The organism is Citrobacter sp. Cpo071 (assembly GCF_030332765.1).
Lineage (GTDB): Bacteria > Pseudomonadota > Gammaproteobacteria > Enterobacterales > Enterobacteriaceae > Citrobacter > Citrobacter portucalensis.
Genome location: NZ_JAOWHE010000085.1, coordinates 915654 through 929563, shown reverse-complemented (window position 1 = coordinate 929563; position 13910 = coordinate 915654). Strand labels below are relative to the sequence as shown.

The 13910-nt window shown below is 53.4% G+C and carries 8 protein-coding genes, 3 tRNA genes and 2 other RNA genes; 6 read left to right on the top strand and 7 right to left on the bottom strand.

What is annotated here, in order from left to right:
* The first annotated feature begins 80 nt into the window (after positions 1–80).
* Positions 81–1466 (top strand): YchO/YchP family invasin, encoded by a 1386-nt coding sequence (locus tag OGY09_RS21580; protein WP_050592539.1) that lies wholly within the window; start codon positions 81–83, stop codon positions 1464–1466.
* 21 nt (positions 1467–1487) lie between these two features.
* Here OGY09_RS21580 and narL read toward each other — a convergent pair whose 3' ends face one another.
* Entirely contained in the window at positions 1488–2138 is a 651-nt protein-coding gene (gene narL / locus OGY09_RS21575) for a two-component system response regulator NarL (RefSeq protein WP_003833392.1), read from the bottom strand.
* Positions 2131–3927, bottom strand: a complete 1797-nt coding sequence (gene narX, locus OGY09_RS21570) for a nitrate/nitrite two-component system sensor histidine kinase NarX (protein ID WP_032943698.1) — start codon at positions 3925–3927, stop codon at positions 2131–2133. The genes narL and narX overlap by 8 nt, the downstream gene beginning before the upstream one ends.
* Positions 3928–4267: 340 nt before the next feature.
* On the opposite strand from narX, the gene OGY09_RS21565 reads away from it, so the two are divergent.
* From OGY09_RS21565 to narI, 5 genes are all read left to right on the top strand, one after another.
* Complete coding sequence (locus OGY09_RS21565; RefSeq protein ID WP_003833390.1) at positions 4268–5659, top strand: NarK family nitrate/nitrite MFS transporter; 1392 nt, start codon at positions 4268–4270, stop codon at positions 5657–5659.
* Between the two features lie 395 nt (positions 5660–6054).
* On the top strand, positions 6055–9798 hold the full coding sequence (locus OGY09_RS21560) for a nitrate reductase subunit alpha (protein ID WP_032943696.1): 3744 nt from the start codon (positions 6055–6057) through the stop codon (positions 9796–9798).
* Positions 9795–11333, top strand: a complete 1539-nt coding sequence (gene narH, locus OGY09_RS21555) for a nitrate reductase subunit beta (RefSeq protein WP_032943692.1) — start codon at positions 9795–9797, stop codon at positions 11331–11333. The genes OGY09_RS21560 and narH overlap by 4 nt, the downstream gene beginning before the upstream one ends.
* The gene (gene narJ / locus OGY09_RS21550) at positions 11330–12040 is read left to right on the top strand and encodes a nitrate reductase molybdenum cofactor assembly chaperone (protein ID WP_008784959.1); all 711 of its coding nucleotides are present in this window, start codon (positions 11330–11332) and stop codon (positions 12038–12040) included. Before narH ends, narJ begins: the two co-directional genes overlap by 4 nt.
* Positions 12040–12717 (top strand): respiratory nitrate reductase subunit gamma, encoded by a 678-nt coding sequence (narI, locus tag OGY09_RS21545; RefSeq protein ID WP_003833386.1) that lies wholly within the window; start codon positions 12040–12042, stop codon positions 12715–12717. The genes narJ and narI overlap by 1 nt, the downstream gene beginning before the upstream one ends.
* 452 nt (positions 12718–13169) lie before the next feature.
* On the opposite strand, the gene OGY09_RS21540 is transcribed toward narI, so the two are convergent.
* The 5 genes from OGY09_RS21540 to OGY09_RS21520 all read right to left on the bottom strand — a co-directional run bounded on the left by OGY09_RS21540 (position 13170) and on the right by OGY09_RS21520 (position 13844).
* Positions 13170–13254: transfer RNA gene (locus OGY09_RS21540), tRNA-Tyr, on the bottom strand.
* A 34-nt stretch (positions 13255–13288) separates the two neighbouring features.
* Positions 13289–13420, bottom strand: a non-coding RNA gene (locus OGY09_RS21535) — RtT sRNA.
* A gap of 44 nt (positions 13421–13464) precedes the next feature.
* Positions 13465–13549 (bottom strand) — tRNA-Tyr (locus OGY09_RS21530).
* Positions 13550–13583: 34 nt separating this feature from the next.
* Positions 13584–13715: non-coding RNA, RtT sRNA (locus OGY09_RS21525), on the bottom strand.
* Between the two features lie 44 nt (positions 13716–13759).
* Positions 13760–13844, bottom strand: a tRNA-Tyr gene (locus OGY09_RS21520).
* Positions 13845–13910 lie beyond the last annotated feature (66 nt).

Here is a 13910-nt window from a genome sequence, read left to right as displayed (position 1 = left end):
AAAAGCTGCAAAGGGGACGTCGGACAGGTAGGATTTACGCTGTGGTCCCCAAATTCAATGATATAAAAGCCAGTAACGATTTGAGCCGTTTTGTTTGCTGCAGATTTTCTCTTCTCCTACTCTTGCCGCTGGCAGGCGGTATTGCCAGCGCGCAGCCATCTTTTGTGCACCAGGCTGAAAACCCTTTCGATAACAATAGTGATGGCTTGCCCGATCTCGGTATGGCGCCGGAGTCGCGGGCAGGCGAAAAGCACTTTGCCGAAATGGTCAAAGCGTTTGGTGAAGCCAGCATGACCGATAACGGGCTTGATACGGGTGAACAGGCGAGGCAGTTCGCGTTTGGTCAGGTGCGTGACACGGTCAGCGAACAGGTTAATCAGCAACTGGAATCCTGGCTCTCTCCCTGGGGAAACGCCAGCGTTGGATTGCAGGTGGATAACGAAGGCAGCTTTACCGGAAGTCGGGGAAGTTGGTTTATCCCATGGCAGGACAATCAACGATATTTAACCTGGAGCCAGTTGGGGCTGACGCAACAAGACGAAGGTTTAGTCAGCAATGCGGGGATTGGGCAGCGCTGGGTACGCGACGGCTGGTTTCTGGGTTACAACACCTTTTATGACAACCTGTTGGATGAAAATCTGCCCCGGGGAGGCCTTGGCGCCGAGGCGTGGGGCGAATACTTGCGCTTATCCGCTAACTATTACCAACCGTTGTCCTCCTGGCAGGAGCGTTCCGCAACCCAGGAACAACGGATGGCCCGCGGCTACGACCTGACTGCGCAAATGCGCATGCCGTTCTATCAACACCTCAATACCAGCGTCAGCGTGGAACAGTATTTTGGCGACCGGGTGGATTTGTTTCATTCCGGAACCGGGTACCACAATCCTGTGGCGGTGAATCTGGGATTGAGCTATACGCCGGTGCCATTGATTACCGTGACGGCACAACATAAGCAGGGCGAAAGCGGAGTCAGCCAGAATAACCTTGGCTTAACGCTGAATTACCGCTTTGGCGTGCCGCTAAAAAAACAACTGATGGTCAGCGAGGTGGCAAACAGCCGATCGCTGCGCGGCAGTCGTTATGACGATCCGCAGCGTAACAATCTGCCGACGCTGGAATATCGCCAGCGTAAAACATTGTCGGTATTTTTGGCCACGCCGCCCTGGGATCTCAAGTCTGGTGAGACGGTGGCGCTGAAGCTGCAGGTGCGTAGTTTGCATGGGATCCGCCATTTGACCTGGCAGGGTGATACCCAGGCGTTGAGTTTAACGGCGGGTAGCGATAACCGAAGCGCGCAAGGCTGGACGATTATTATGCCGAAGTGGGACAGCAGCGAAGGCGCGACAAACCGCTGGCGGTTGTCTGTGGTGGTAGAAGATGAGCAGGGTCAGCGTGTCTCTTCCAATGAGATCACGCTATCACTGACCGAACCGTTTATTACCGTTTCGGAAAATGATCCTCGTTAGCAATGAAGCATCAACGCGTTATCAGAAAATGCGTTCCTGATGTACCCATACCGCGGCTTCGACGCGTGATTTGAGCTTCATTTTCTTCAACATATGCTTCACATGGACTTTTACCGTACTTTCAGTGATGTCCAGACGACGGGCGATCATCTTGTTCGGCAGTCCCTGGGCAATGAGCTTGAGAATGTCGCGCTCACGCGGTGTCAGTTGGGTGACATCACGGTCCGACGTTGCACGATTAGCACGCAGGCTGGCGGCCAGAACCGGCGTTAAGGCTTCACTCAGCACCATTTCACCGGCCGCTGACTGTTGTAAGGCTTTGAGTAAATCTTCAGGCTCCATATCTTTCAGCAGATAACCGTCAGCGCCGCGTTTCAGTGCGGTAACTACGTCTTCTTCATGATTGGATACGCTAAACACAACGATACGGCCCGACAGTGACTTTTCACGCAGTTTATCGAGAGTTTCCAGACCGTTCATGCCGGGCATGTTGAGATCAAGCAGGATCAGATCGGGATCAAGGGATTCAGCCAGCTCGATACCCTGCTCACCATTGCTGGCTTCGCCGACAACGGTAATATCGGGCGCCATGCTGACAAGCTGTTTTACACCGGTTCGCAGCATCGGATGATCGTCGATCAACAGGATGGTTGCCGGTTCCAGATTACTCATGGGTATCTCCTTGGACTTCTGTGAAGTTTGTTTCGGGAATAAAAGTGACAGCAACTTCAGTACCGCCCGTCTCGCGACGGCGTACGCGGCAATCGCCGCGCAAGCTCTGCGCACGATCGCGCATTATAATCATGCCGTAGTGGTTACTGCGTTCGGCGTTTTCCGGTACGCCGCAGCCGTTATCTTGCACTGTTAGTTTGACCTGCTTGCCATTTTGCACCACCGTCACGACCACTTCATTGGCCTGAGAGTGTTTAAGTGCATTACTCAGGGCTTCGCGCGCAATTTGTAGCAGGTGAATCGCCTGATGCGAAGGGACCAGGCGTGGCGGTAGCTGATAATCCAGCTTAACCGTAAATCCAAAACGGGCGCTGTACTCCTGACAGCTGGCTTCCAGCGCCGGCCGTAATCCAGGTTCCGTGAGCTGTAAACGGAAGGTGGTTAACAGCTCACGCAGTTGTGCCCATGAAGCATTCAGCTCGTTACGAATCTGGCTGAGCAACTCGCGACAGTTATCTGAAAGCGCATCGCCCTGCATCTGCAAACAGCTAACCTGCATCTTCATACAAGAGAGCGATTGTGCAATAGAATCATGAAGTTCGCGTGCAATGGTGGCACGCTCTTCCATCACGATCAACTGCTGCTGACGCTCCTGATGTCTGTCGAGCGCGAGCGTTGCGGTCAGTTGCTCAACCAGGGTATCAACCAGCTGTTGCTGATCGTGGCTGAGATGGCGTCCGTTCGGCAAGGTAGCGAGCAGAATACCATACTGGGTATGCGCATCGGTCAGCCGCCATTTCAATGTGATCCCGCCGTCAATCGCGGGCAGCGTTCCGCGAGGACACAGATGGCAACCTTTTTCATCACAGCTGGCATTGGACTGACAGGTAAATTCCTGATGATTGTCTTCATCTTCCAGGTCGTAAACCCGGAGTTCAATATCATGTAGCAAGGTCAAATTTTGCAGACCGTTCAGCACCGGAGAGAGGCGTTCGCACAACGGCACCTGAGAGTGCAGGCGGCGGTTGGCTTGCCACAGAAAAGAAAGGATCTGATTTTTGTGCTCCAGTCCCGCCGTTTTTTCCTGCACCCGCTGTTCCAGCACGGCATAACTTTCGGCCAGTTCTTCCGACATATTATTCAGTGCCGAGCCCAGAGCGGCCATCTCATTACGCCCGCTGATACGCGCGCGTTGGGTAAAATCACGTTGGCTGACGGCTCGCGCCATCGCCAGCAGCTGCTTCCACGGCTCTAACAGGCGCACGCGCAGCCAGATAATGGTGAAAACCAGCAGCAATGCCATAAATATGGCCATCAGGCGATGCAGCAGGACGACGCGTTCAATGCGTAATTCGGTGGTATGGTCAAAGGCGGTAACCAGCTTATCCAGACCGCCTACAAAGCGCGTCACATCCTGCGCTACCGCATCAGGCGTTTGCGCATGCGCAAGCCCCGGCGCCAGTTCAGTGTGCCAGTAATCCTGTAGTGCTTTTAACTGCGCCTGTTGTCCGTCTCGCTTTGCGGCACGCGTCAACTCCGGGCTAAATGCCGTTTTATCCAATTCATCCAGAAGCGGTTGATCGCTAGTGTCCAGCGGTACGGCTGCCAGCAGGCGATAACTCTGCATGCGCAGCGATCCCGCTTTGTTGATTGCATGGGCGCTACCCTGAACGCCCTGAACCAGCCAGCCGGAGACAGCCATACCCGCCACGCCGATGGCTGTGGACAATAAAACAATCAGCGCCACCTGGTTGACCAGCGTAAGCGGGGAGAGACAACGTTTAAACATGGTGACTTGTTCCTTCGGGTTTTCGTCGAACAGAAAACCTTATTGAATGACGATTCTGCTGCAGGCAGTGGCGTTATTCTCGGCGATACACTGGAGTATACCCATACCTCAAACGGGCTACCTCTTAATTGCCAGTGGAGGGAGAGATCCTGGGCGAGGGGGAGTAGGGGGCGACAGAAGCGTGAAAAACCACATCTTTTTTACCGAAGTTATGTACTCATTTAGGGTAATGATAAATTTTAGGCATGAATAATGACACCTTTTCCTTTGATTTATATCAACTTACCTCCAGCTGTAAACCCTAATGTTGCAGGCATCGAAACAAGTATCAGAGGTGTCTATGAGTCACTCATCTGCCCCGGAAAGGGCATCTGGAGCTGTAATTACCGAATGGCGGCCGGAAGATCCCGCCTTCTGGCAGCAGCGTGGTCAACGAATCGCCAGCCGTAACCTGTGGATTTCCGTCCCTTGCTTGCTGCTGGCGTTTTGCGTGTGGATGTTATTTAGCGCCGTGGCGGTGAACTTACCGAAAGTCGGATTTGATTTCACCACTGAACAGCTGTTCATGCTGACGGCATTACCTTCGGTGTCCGGCGCGCTGCTGCGTGTACCGTACTCCTTTATGGTTCCCCTGTTTGGTGGACGTCGCTGGACAGCGTTTAGCACCGGTATCCTGATCATTCCTTGCGTATGGTTAGGTTTTGCGGTGCAGGATACCTCCACGCCGTTTAGTACCTTTATTATTATCTCTCTGTTGTGCGGTTTCGCCGGTGCGAACTTTGCGTCCAGCATGGCAAACATCAGTTTCTTCTTTCCAAAACAGAAACAGGGTGGTGCGCTGGGTCTGAACGGTGGCCTGGGCAACATGGGCGTCAGCGTGATGCAGTTGGTTGCGCCGCTGGTGGTTTCACTGTCAATCTTTGCCGCATTTGGTAGCCACGGGGTTGAACAACCGGATGGTACGCAGCTGTATCTGGCAAACGCCGCATGGATTTGGGTACCGTTCCTTGCGGTGTTAACGCTGGCTGCATGGTTTGGTATGAATGAACTGGCAACCTCAAAAGCGTCGCTGAAAGAGCAATTGCCGGTGCTGAAACGTGGGCATCTGTGGATTATGAGCCTGCTGTATCTGGCAACCTTCGGTTCATTCATCGGTTTCTCTGCCGGTTTTGCCATGTTGTCAAAAACGCAGTTTCCTGAGGTACAGATCCTGCATTACGCCTTCTTTGGACCGTTGATTGGCGCGCTGGCTCGTTCAGCGGGTGGCGCAATCTCTGACCGTCTGGGTGGAACCCGTGTAACGCTGGTGAACTTTGTGCTGATGGCTATTTTCAGTGCCTTACTGTTCCTGACGCTGCCATCAAACGGCGTTGGCGGCAACTTTATCGCCTTCTTCGCGGTGTTCCTGGCATTGTTCCTGACGGCTGGTCTGGGGAGTGGTTCAACCTTCCAGATGATCTCCGTTATCTTCCGCAAGCTGACGATGGACAGAGTGAAAGCTGAAGGTGGTTCAGAAGAGAAAGCAATGCGCGAAGCAGCAACCGACACCGCGGCAGCGTTGGGCTTTATCTCAGCCATTGGTGCGATTGGCGGCTTCTTTATCCCGAAAGCATTTGGTACCTCCCTGGCGTTAACCGGTTCGCCGGTCGATGCGATGAAAGTCTTTCTGATCTTCTATGTCGCTTGTGTGGTCATCACCTGGGCGGTATACGGACGGCATTCTAAAAAGTAAAAAAGTAGTAGCAGTTGATTATCCATTGCGCGGTGTTAGACCGCGCTTTTTTTTGCTCTAAATTAGTTACAACATACTTATATGTGAGCTCATGACGAAAGTCTGCAAAAACGGTGCTGGTAATATGCCTGCCAGGGGGGATACCCCTTAATACCCACTTATAAAGAATTTAACATTTGTATGATAAGTGAATTATTTAAAATCCTTTAAATTCAGAATATTACGTTAAAAAACAATATCCCACTTTGGGGGTATGTAAAAACCAACCTTCATTTTTCATCCCTGCATGCCTTGATCGTTATCAATTCTCACGCCCTTTCAGAGCGTTACCTTCGCTCTCAATCAAGCAATGTCGATTTATCAGAGAGCCGTCAGGCTCCTACAGGAGAAAACCGATGAGTAAATTCCTGGACCGGTTTCGCTACTTCAAGCAGAAGGGTGAAACCTTTGCCGATGGGCATGGCCAGCTTCTCAATACCAACAGGGACTGGGAGGACGGATACCGCCAGCGTTGGCAGCATGACAAAATCGTGCGTTCAACCCACGGGGTAAACTGCACGGGCTCATGCAGCTGGAAAATCTATGTGAAAAATGGTCTGGTGACCTGGGAGACCCAGCAAACTGACTACCCACGCACGCGTCCAGATATGCCTAACCACGAGCCTCGCGGCTGCCCACGTGGTGCAAGCTATTCCTGGTATCTCTACAGCGCTAACCGTCTGAAATACCCGCTGATGCGCAAACGTCTGATGAAGATGTGGCGTGAAGCAAAAAGACTGCACAGCGATCCGGTAGACGCATGGGCATCCATCATCGAAGACGCCGACAAAGCAAAAAGCTTCAAACAAGCGCGTGGTCGTGGTGGGTTTGTTCGTTCTTCCTGGCAGGAAGTGAATGAACTGATTGCTGCATCTAACGTTTACACCATCAAAACCTATGGCCCTGACCGCGTTGCAGGCTTCTCTCCGATCCCGGCGATGTCGATGGTTTCTTATGCTTCCGGTGCACGCTATATGTCGCTGATTGGCGGTACCTGCCTGAGCTTCTACGACTGGTACTGTGACCTACCGCCGGCTTCCCCGCAAACCTGGGGCGAGCAAACCGACGTACCGGAATCTGCCGACTGGTATAACTCCAGCTACATTCTTGCATGGGGCTCTAACGTACCGCAGACCCGTACTCCGGATGCACACTTCTTTACTGAGGTTCGTTATAAAGGCACCAAAACGGTAGCGATTACTCCGGACTACGCAGAAATTGCCAAACTTTGCGACCTGTGGCTGGCACCGAAGCAGGGAACCGATGCGGCGATGGCAATGGCGATGGGCCATGTCATGTTGCGCGAGTTCCACCTCGATAACCCGAGCCAGTACTTCACCGACTACGTTCGTCGTTATACCGACATGCCAATGCTGGTGATGCTCGAAGAGCGTGACGGCTACTATGCTGCTGGTCGTATGCTGCGTGCGGCGGACCTGGTCGACTCTCTGGGCCAGGAAAATAACCCGGAATGGAAAACCGTCGCTATCAACAACAACGGCGAAATGGTTGCGCCAAACGGTTCAATTGGTTTCCGTTGGGGCGAAAAGGGCAAATGGAACCTTGAGCAACGCGACGGTACGTCCGGTGATGAAACCGAACTGCAACTCAGCCTGCTGGGTAGCCAGGACGATATCGCTGAAGTGGGCTTCCCGTACTTTGGCGGCGAAGGTACCGAGCACTTCAGTAAAGTAGAGCTGGAAAATATTCTGCTGCACAAACTGCCGGTTAAACGCCTGCAGTTGGCCGATGGCTCTACCGCGCTGGTGACCACCGTTTACGACCTGACCATGGCTAACTATGGCCTGGAACGTGGTCTGAACGACGAAAACTGCGCGACCAGCTACGATGACGTGAAAGCGTACACGCCGGCATGGGCAGAAAAAATCACTGGCGTATCACGTTCTCAGATCGTGCGCATTGCCCGTGAATTTGCGGATAACGCCGATAAAACACACGGTCGTTCGATGATCATCGTCGGTGCGGGCCTGAACCACTGGTACCACCTCGATATGAACTATCGTGGCCTGATCAATATGCTGGTGTTCTGCGGTTGTATCGGTCAGAGCGGCGGCGGTTGGGCCCACTACGTCGGCCAGGAAAAACTGCGTCCGCAAACCGGCTGGCAGCCGCTGGCGTTTGCTCTTGACTGGCAGCGTCCGCCTCGTCATATGAACAGCACTTCCTACTTCTATAACCACTCCAGCCAATGGCGCTATGAGACGGTTACTGCGCAGGAACTGCTTTCCCCGATGGCAGACAAATCCCGCTACAGCGGTCATTTGATTGATTTTAACGTTCGCGCTGAACGTATGGGCTGGTTGCCATCTGCGCCGCAGTTAGGGACTAACCCACTGCGTATCGCCGAAGAAGCGCAGAAAGCAGGTATGACGCCGGTGGATTACACCGTTAAATCCCTGAAAGAAGGTTCTATTCGTTTTGCGGCAGAGCAGCCGGAAAACGGTAAAAACCATCCGCGCAACCTGTTTATCTGGCGTTCTAACCTGCTCGGTTCTTCCGGTAAAGGCCACGAGTACATGCTGAAGTATCTGCTGGGTACTGAACATGGTATTCAGGGCAAAGATCTCGGCCAGCAGAGCGGCGTGAAGCCTGAAGAAGTGGAATGGCAGGATAACGGCCTGGACGGCAAACTGGATCTGGTTGTCACGCTGGACTTCCGTCTGTCGAGCACCTGTCTGTATTCCGACATCGTGCTGCCGACCGCAACCTGGTATGAAAAAGACGATATGAATACCTCGGACATGCATCCGTTTATTCATCCTCTGTCTGCGGCGGTTGACCCGGCCTGGGAATCGAAGAGTGACTGGGAAATCTACAAAGCCATCGCCAAGAAATTCTCTGAAGTTTGCGTGGGTCATCTCGGTAAAGAAACCGACGTCGTTACGCTGCCAATTCAGCACGACTCTGCCGCAGAACTGGCACAACCGCTGGACGTGAAGGACTGGAAAAAAGGTGAATGTGACCTGATTCCTGGTGTTACCGCACCGCACATCATGACCGTTGAGCGTGATTATCCGGCAACCTACGAGCGTTTCACCTCCATCGGCCCGCTGATGGAAAAAATCGGTAACGGTGGTAAAGGGATTGCCTGGAATACCCAGAGCGAAATGGATCTGCTGCGTAAGCTCAATTACACCAAGGCTGAAGGTCCGGCAAAAGGCCAGCCTTGGCTTAATACCGCAATTGATGCAGCCGAGATGATCCTGACGCTGGCACCGGAAACTAACGGTCAGGTAGCCGTTAAAGCCTGGGCTGCGCTGAGTGAATTTACCGGCCGTGACCATACGCATCTGGCGCTGAATAAAGAAGACGAAAAAATTCGCTTCCGCGATATTCAGGCGCAGCCGCGCAAAATTATCTCCAGCCCGACCTGGTCAGGACTGGAAGATGAACACGTGTCTTATAACGCCGGCTATACCAACGTTCACGAGCTGATCCCATGGCGTACGCTGTCTGGTCGCCAGCAGTTGTATCAGGATCATCAGTGGATGCGTGACTTTGGTGAAAGCCTGCTGGTTTACCGTCCGCCAATCGACACCCGTTCGGTGAAAGCGGTGATCGGCGAGAAATCTAACGGTAACCCGGAAAAAGCGCTCAACTTCCTGACGCCGCACCAGAAATGGGGTATCCACTCCACTTACAGCGACAACTTGCTGATGCTGACGCTGTCACGCGGTGGCCCGATTGTGTGGATGAGCGAAGTCGATGCGAAGGATCTGGGAATCGAAGATAACGACTGGATCGAAGTCTTCAACAGTAACGGTGCGCTGACGGCACGTGCAGTTGTCAGCCAGCGTGTACCGGCCGGGATGACCATGATGTACCACGCGCAGGAACGTATCGTTAACCTGCCGGGTTCAGAAATCACCCAGCAGCGCGGTGGGATCCACAACTCGGTGACCCGTATTACACCGAAACCGACCCATATGATCGGCGGCTATGCGCAGTTGGCCTACGGCTTTAACTACTACGGCACCGTCGGTTCAAACCGTGATGAGTTCGTAGTTGTACGTAAGATGAAGAACATTAACTGGTTGGATGGCGAAGGCAATGACCAGGTACAGGAGAGCGTAAAATGAAAATTCGTTCACAAGTCGGCATGGTGCTGAATCTCGATAAGTGCATCGGCTGCCACACCTGTTCAGTGACCTGTAAAAACGTCTGGACCAGCCGTGAAGGTATGGAGTACGCCTGGTTCAACAACGTCGAAAGTAAGCCTGGCGTTGGCTTCCCGAACGACTGGGAAAACCAGGAAAAATGGAAGGGCGGTTGGATCCGTAAAATCAACGGCAAACTGCAGCCGCGCATGGGTAACAAAGCGCTGCTGTTGGGTAAAATCTTTGCTAACCCGCATCTGCCGGGCATGGATGATTACTACGAGCCGTTTGATTTTGACTACCAGACGTTGCATAACGCCCCGGCAGACAGCAAAGCGCAGCCGATTGCTCGTCCACGCTCGCTCATCACCGGTCAGCGAATGGACAAAATCACCAGCGGTCCGAACTGGGAAGAAATTCTCGGCGGCGAGTTTGAAAAACGCGCCAAAGACCAGAACTTCGAAAGCATGCAGAAGGCGATGTACGGTCAGTTCGAAAACACCTTCATGATGTACCTGCCGCGTCTGTGTGAGCACTGCCTTAATCCGGCGTGTGTGGCGACCTGTCCGAGCGGCGCTATCTACAAGCGTGAAGAAGATGGCATCGTGCTGATCGACCAGGACAAGTGCCGCGGCTGGCGTATGTGTATCACCGGCTGCCCGTACAAGAAGATCTACTTCAACTGGAAGAGCGGGAAATCTGAGAAGTGCATTTTCTGCTACCCGCGTATCGAAGCTGGTCAGCCGACCGTTTGCTCCGAAACCTGTGTAGGTCGTATCCGTTACCTCGGCGTACTGCTGTATGACGCAGATGCGATCGAAAGTGCAGCAAGCACCGAGCACGAGAAAGATCTGTACCAACGTCAGCTGGACGTGTTCCTCGATCCTAACGATCCGGCTGTTATTGAACAGGCGCTGAAAGATGGTATTCCGCTGAGCGTCATTGATGCCGCACAGCAGTCTCCGGTTTACAAAATGGCGATGGACTGGAAGCTGGCGCTGCCGCTGCATCCGGAATACCGCACACTGCCGATGGTCTGGTACGTGCCGCCATTGTCACCGATTCAGTCAGCTGCTGATGCGGGCGAGCTGGGCAGCAACGGTATTCTGCCGGATGTTGACAGCCTGCGTATTCCGGTTCAGTACCTGGCGAACCTGCTGACTGCAGGTGACACCCAGCCGGTACTGTTGGCGCTGAAACGTATGCTGGCGATGCGTCACTACAAACGTGCGGAAACTGTTGACGGCAAAGTTGATACCCGTGCGCTGGAAGAGGTGGGCTTAAGCGAAGCGCAGGCACAGGAAATGTATCGTTACCTGGCGATCGCAAACTACGAAGATCGTTTCGTGGTACCGAGCAGCCATCGTGAACTGGCACGTGACGCGTTCCCGGAGAAAAGCGGTTGTGGCTTTACCTTCGGCGACGGTTGCCACGGTTCTGATACTAAATTCAATCTGTTCAACAGCCGCCGCATCGACGCTGTCGATGTGACCAGCAAAACGGAGCCGCACCAATGATTGAACTCGTCATTGTTTCGCGTCTGCTCGAGTACCCGGATGCTGCCTTGTGGCAGCATCAGCAGGAACTTTTCGATGCACTCGCGTCATCTGAGAACCTGGATAAAGAGGATGCCCAGACTCTGGGCGTTTTCCTGCGCGATCTAACTGCGCAGGACATGCTGGATGTGCAGGCCGCCTACAGCGAACTGTTTGACCGTGGCCGCGCGACATCGCTGCTGCTGTTTGAACATGTTCACGGTGAATCCCGCGATCGCGGTCAGGCTATGGTTGACCTGATGGCACAGTATGAGCAGCACGGTTTACAGCTCGACAGCCGCGAACTTCCCGATCATCTGCCGCTGTATCTGGAATACCTTGCGCAACTGCCGAAAAGCGAAGCGCTAGGTGGCTTACAGGATATTGCGCCGATTCTGGCACTGCTTAGCGCTCGTTTGCAACAGCGTGAAAGCCGTTATGCGGTGCTGTTCGATCTGCTGTTAAAACTGGCGAATACCGTTATCGACAGCGATAAAGTGGCTGAAAAAATTGCGGATGAAGCCCGTGACGATACTCCACAAGCGCTGGATGCGGTCTGGGAAGAAGAGCAGGTGAAATTCTTCGCCGATCAGGGGTGTGGCGAGTCGGAAATCTCCGCTCACCAGCGTCGTTTTGCCGGGGCCGTTGCGCCGCAGTATCTGAATATCACCACCGGAGGACAGCAATAATGCACTTCCTGAATACGTTCTTCTTTGACATCTATCCGTACATCGCGGGTTCTGTCTTTCTGATCGGCAGCTGGCTGCGTTATGACTATGGGCAATATACATGGCGTGCGGCTTCCAGTCAGATGCTGGATCGCAAAGGGATGAACCTGGCGTCAAACCTGTTTCACATCGGGATCCTGGGTATCTTTGCTGGGCACTTCCTTGGCATGTTGACGCCGCACTGGATGTATGAAGCCTGGCTACCGCTTGAAGTGAAACAAAAGATGGCAATGTTTGCGGGCGGTGCCAGTGGCCTGATGTGTCTGATTGGTGGTGTACTGCTGCTGAAACGTCGTCTGTTCAGCCCGCGCGTGCGGGCCACCACCACCGGGGCGGATATTCTGATCCTCTCACTGCTGGTGATCCAGTGTGCGCTGGGCCTGCTGACCATTCCGTTTTCCGCCCAGCATATGGACGGTAGCGAGATGATGAAGCTGGTGAACTGGGCGCAGACAGTGGTGACCTTCCAGGGCGGAGCGTCTCAATATCTCGATGGTGTTGCGTTCATTTTCCGTATGCACCTGGTGCTGGGTATGACGCTATTCCTGTTGTTCCCATTCTCTCGTCTGGTACACATCTGGAGCGTCCCGGTCGAATATCTGACACGCAAATACCAGATTGTTCGCGCGCGTCACTAATCGTATATTTGAGAATGACAAAACCCTGCTTCGGCGGGGTTTTTTTATGCCTGTTTGCCGGATGGCGGCGCAAGCGCCTTATCCGGCCTACGAAGGTATCAGCGAGCGCTGTAGGCCTGATAAGTGCAGCGCATCAGACAAATAGCGGGCACGTATCGAGTTCGTAGGCCAGATAAGTGCAGCGCATCAGACGAATAGCGGGCACGTATCGAGTTCGTAGGCCTGATAAGCGCAGCGCATCAGGCAAATTGCGGGCACGTGACGAGTTCGTAGGCCTGATAAGCGCAGCGCAGCAGACAAATTGCGGGCACATGTCGAGTTTGTAGGCCTGATAAGCGCAGCGCAGCAGACAAATTACGGGCACATGTCGAGTTAGTAGGCCTGATAAGCATAGCGCATCAGGCAAATAAAAGGCATTGCTGAGGAATTGAGTGTGTTGCTTTATGAAGTGATGGTGGTGGGGGAAGGATTCGAACCTTCGAAGTCGATGACGGCAGATTTACAGTCTGCTCCCTTTGGCCGCTCGGGAACCCCACCAGGGGTAATTCAAATTGTAGGCAGTGCTAGAAGATGGTGGTGGGGGAAGGATTATTCGTCGCTTCGCTCCTCACCCTTCGGGTCGTTGCCGTTGGCAACGTTCTCTCGCTTTCGCTCGAGTCGAACCTTAATCGAAGGCTCTCACCCTTCCCCGACAAGTGCAAACTTCTGTATTGCTCACCGGGATAACTACATCGCTGTAGTGAATAATGGTGGTGGGGGAAGGATTCGAACCTTCGAAGTCGATGACGGCAGATTTACAGTCTGCTCCCTTTGGCCGCTCGGGAACCCCACCAGGGGTAATTCAAATTGTAGGCAGTGCTAGAAGATGGTGGTGGGGGAAGGATTATTCGTCGCTTCGCTCCTCACCCTTCGGGTCGTTGCCGTTGGCAACGTTCTCTCGCTTTCGCTCGAGTCGAACCTTAATCGAAGGCTCTCACCCTTCCCCGACAAGTGCAAACTTCTGTATTGCTCACCGGGATAACTACATCGCTGTAGTGAATAATGGTGGTGGGGGAAGGATTCGAACCTTCGAAGTCGATGACGGCAGATTTACAGTCTGCTCCCTTTGGCCGCTCGGGAACCCCACCACGGGGTAATGCTAATTACTGGCCTGCTTCCGTTGGAAGCGGGGCGCATCATATCAAATGATGCGC

What these genes read in the sequence shown, in the direction of transcription:
- OGY09_RS21565 (WP_003833390.1), top strand. Translation starts at nt 4,268, where the DNA reads ATGAGTCACTCATCTGCCCCGGAAAGGGCATCTGGAGCTGTAATTACC.
- narH (WP_032943692.1), top strand. Translation starts at nt 9,795, where the DNA reads ATGAAAATTCGTTCACAAGTCGGCATGGTGCTGAATCTCGATAAGTGC.
- narI (WP_003833386.1), top strand. Translation starts at nt 12,040, where the DNA reads ATGCACTTCCTGAATACGTTCTTCTTTGACATCTATCCGTACATCGCG.
- narJ (WP_008784959.1), top strand. Translation starts at nt 11,330, where the DNA reads ATGATTGAACTCGTCATTGTTTCGCGTCTGCTCGAGTACCCGGATGCT.
- OGY09_RS21560 (WP_032943696.1), top strand. Translation starts at nt 6,055, where the DNA reads ATGAGTAAATTCCTGGACCGGTTTCGCTACTTCAAGCAGAAGGGTGAA.
- narL (WP_003833392.1), bottom strand. Translation starts at nt 2,138, where the DNA reads ATGAGTAATCTGGAACCGGCAACCATCCTGTTGATCGACGATCATCCG.
- narX (WP_032943698.1), bottom strand. Translation starts at nt 3,927, where the DNA reads ATGTTTAAACGTTGTCTCTCCCCGCTTACGCTGGTCAACCAGGTGGCG.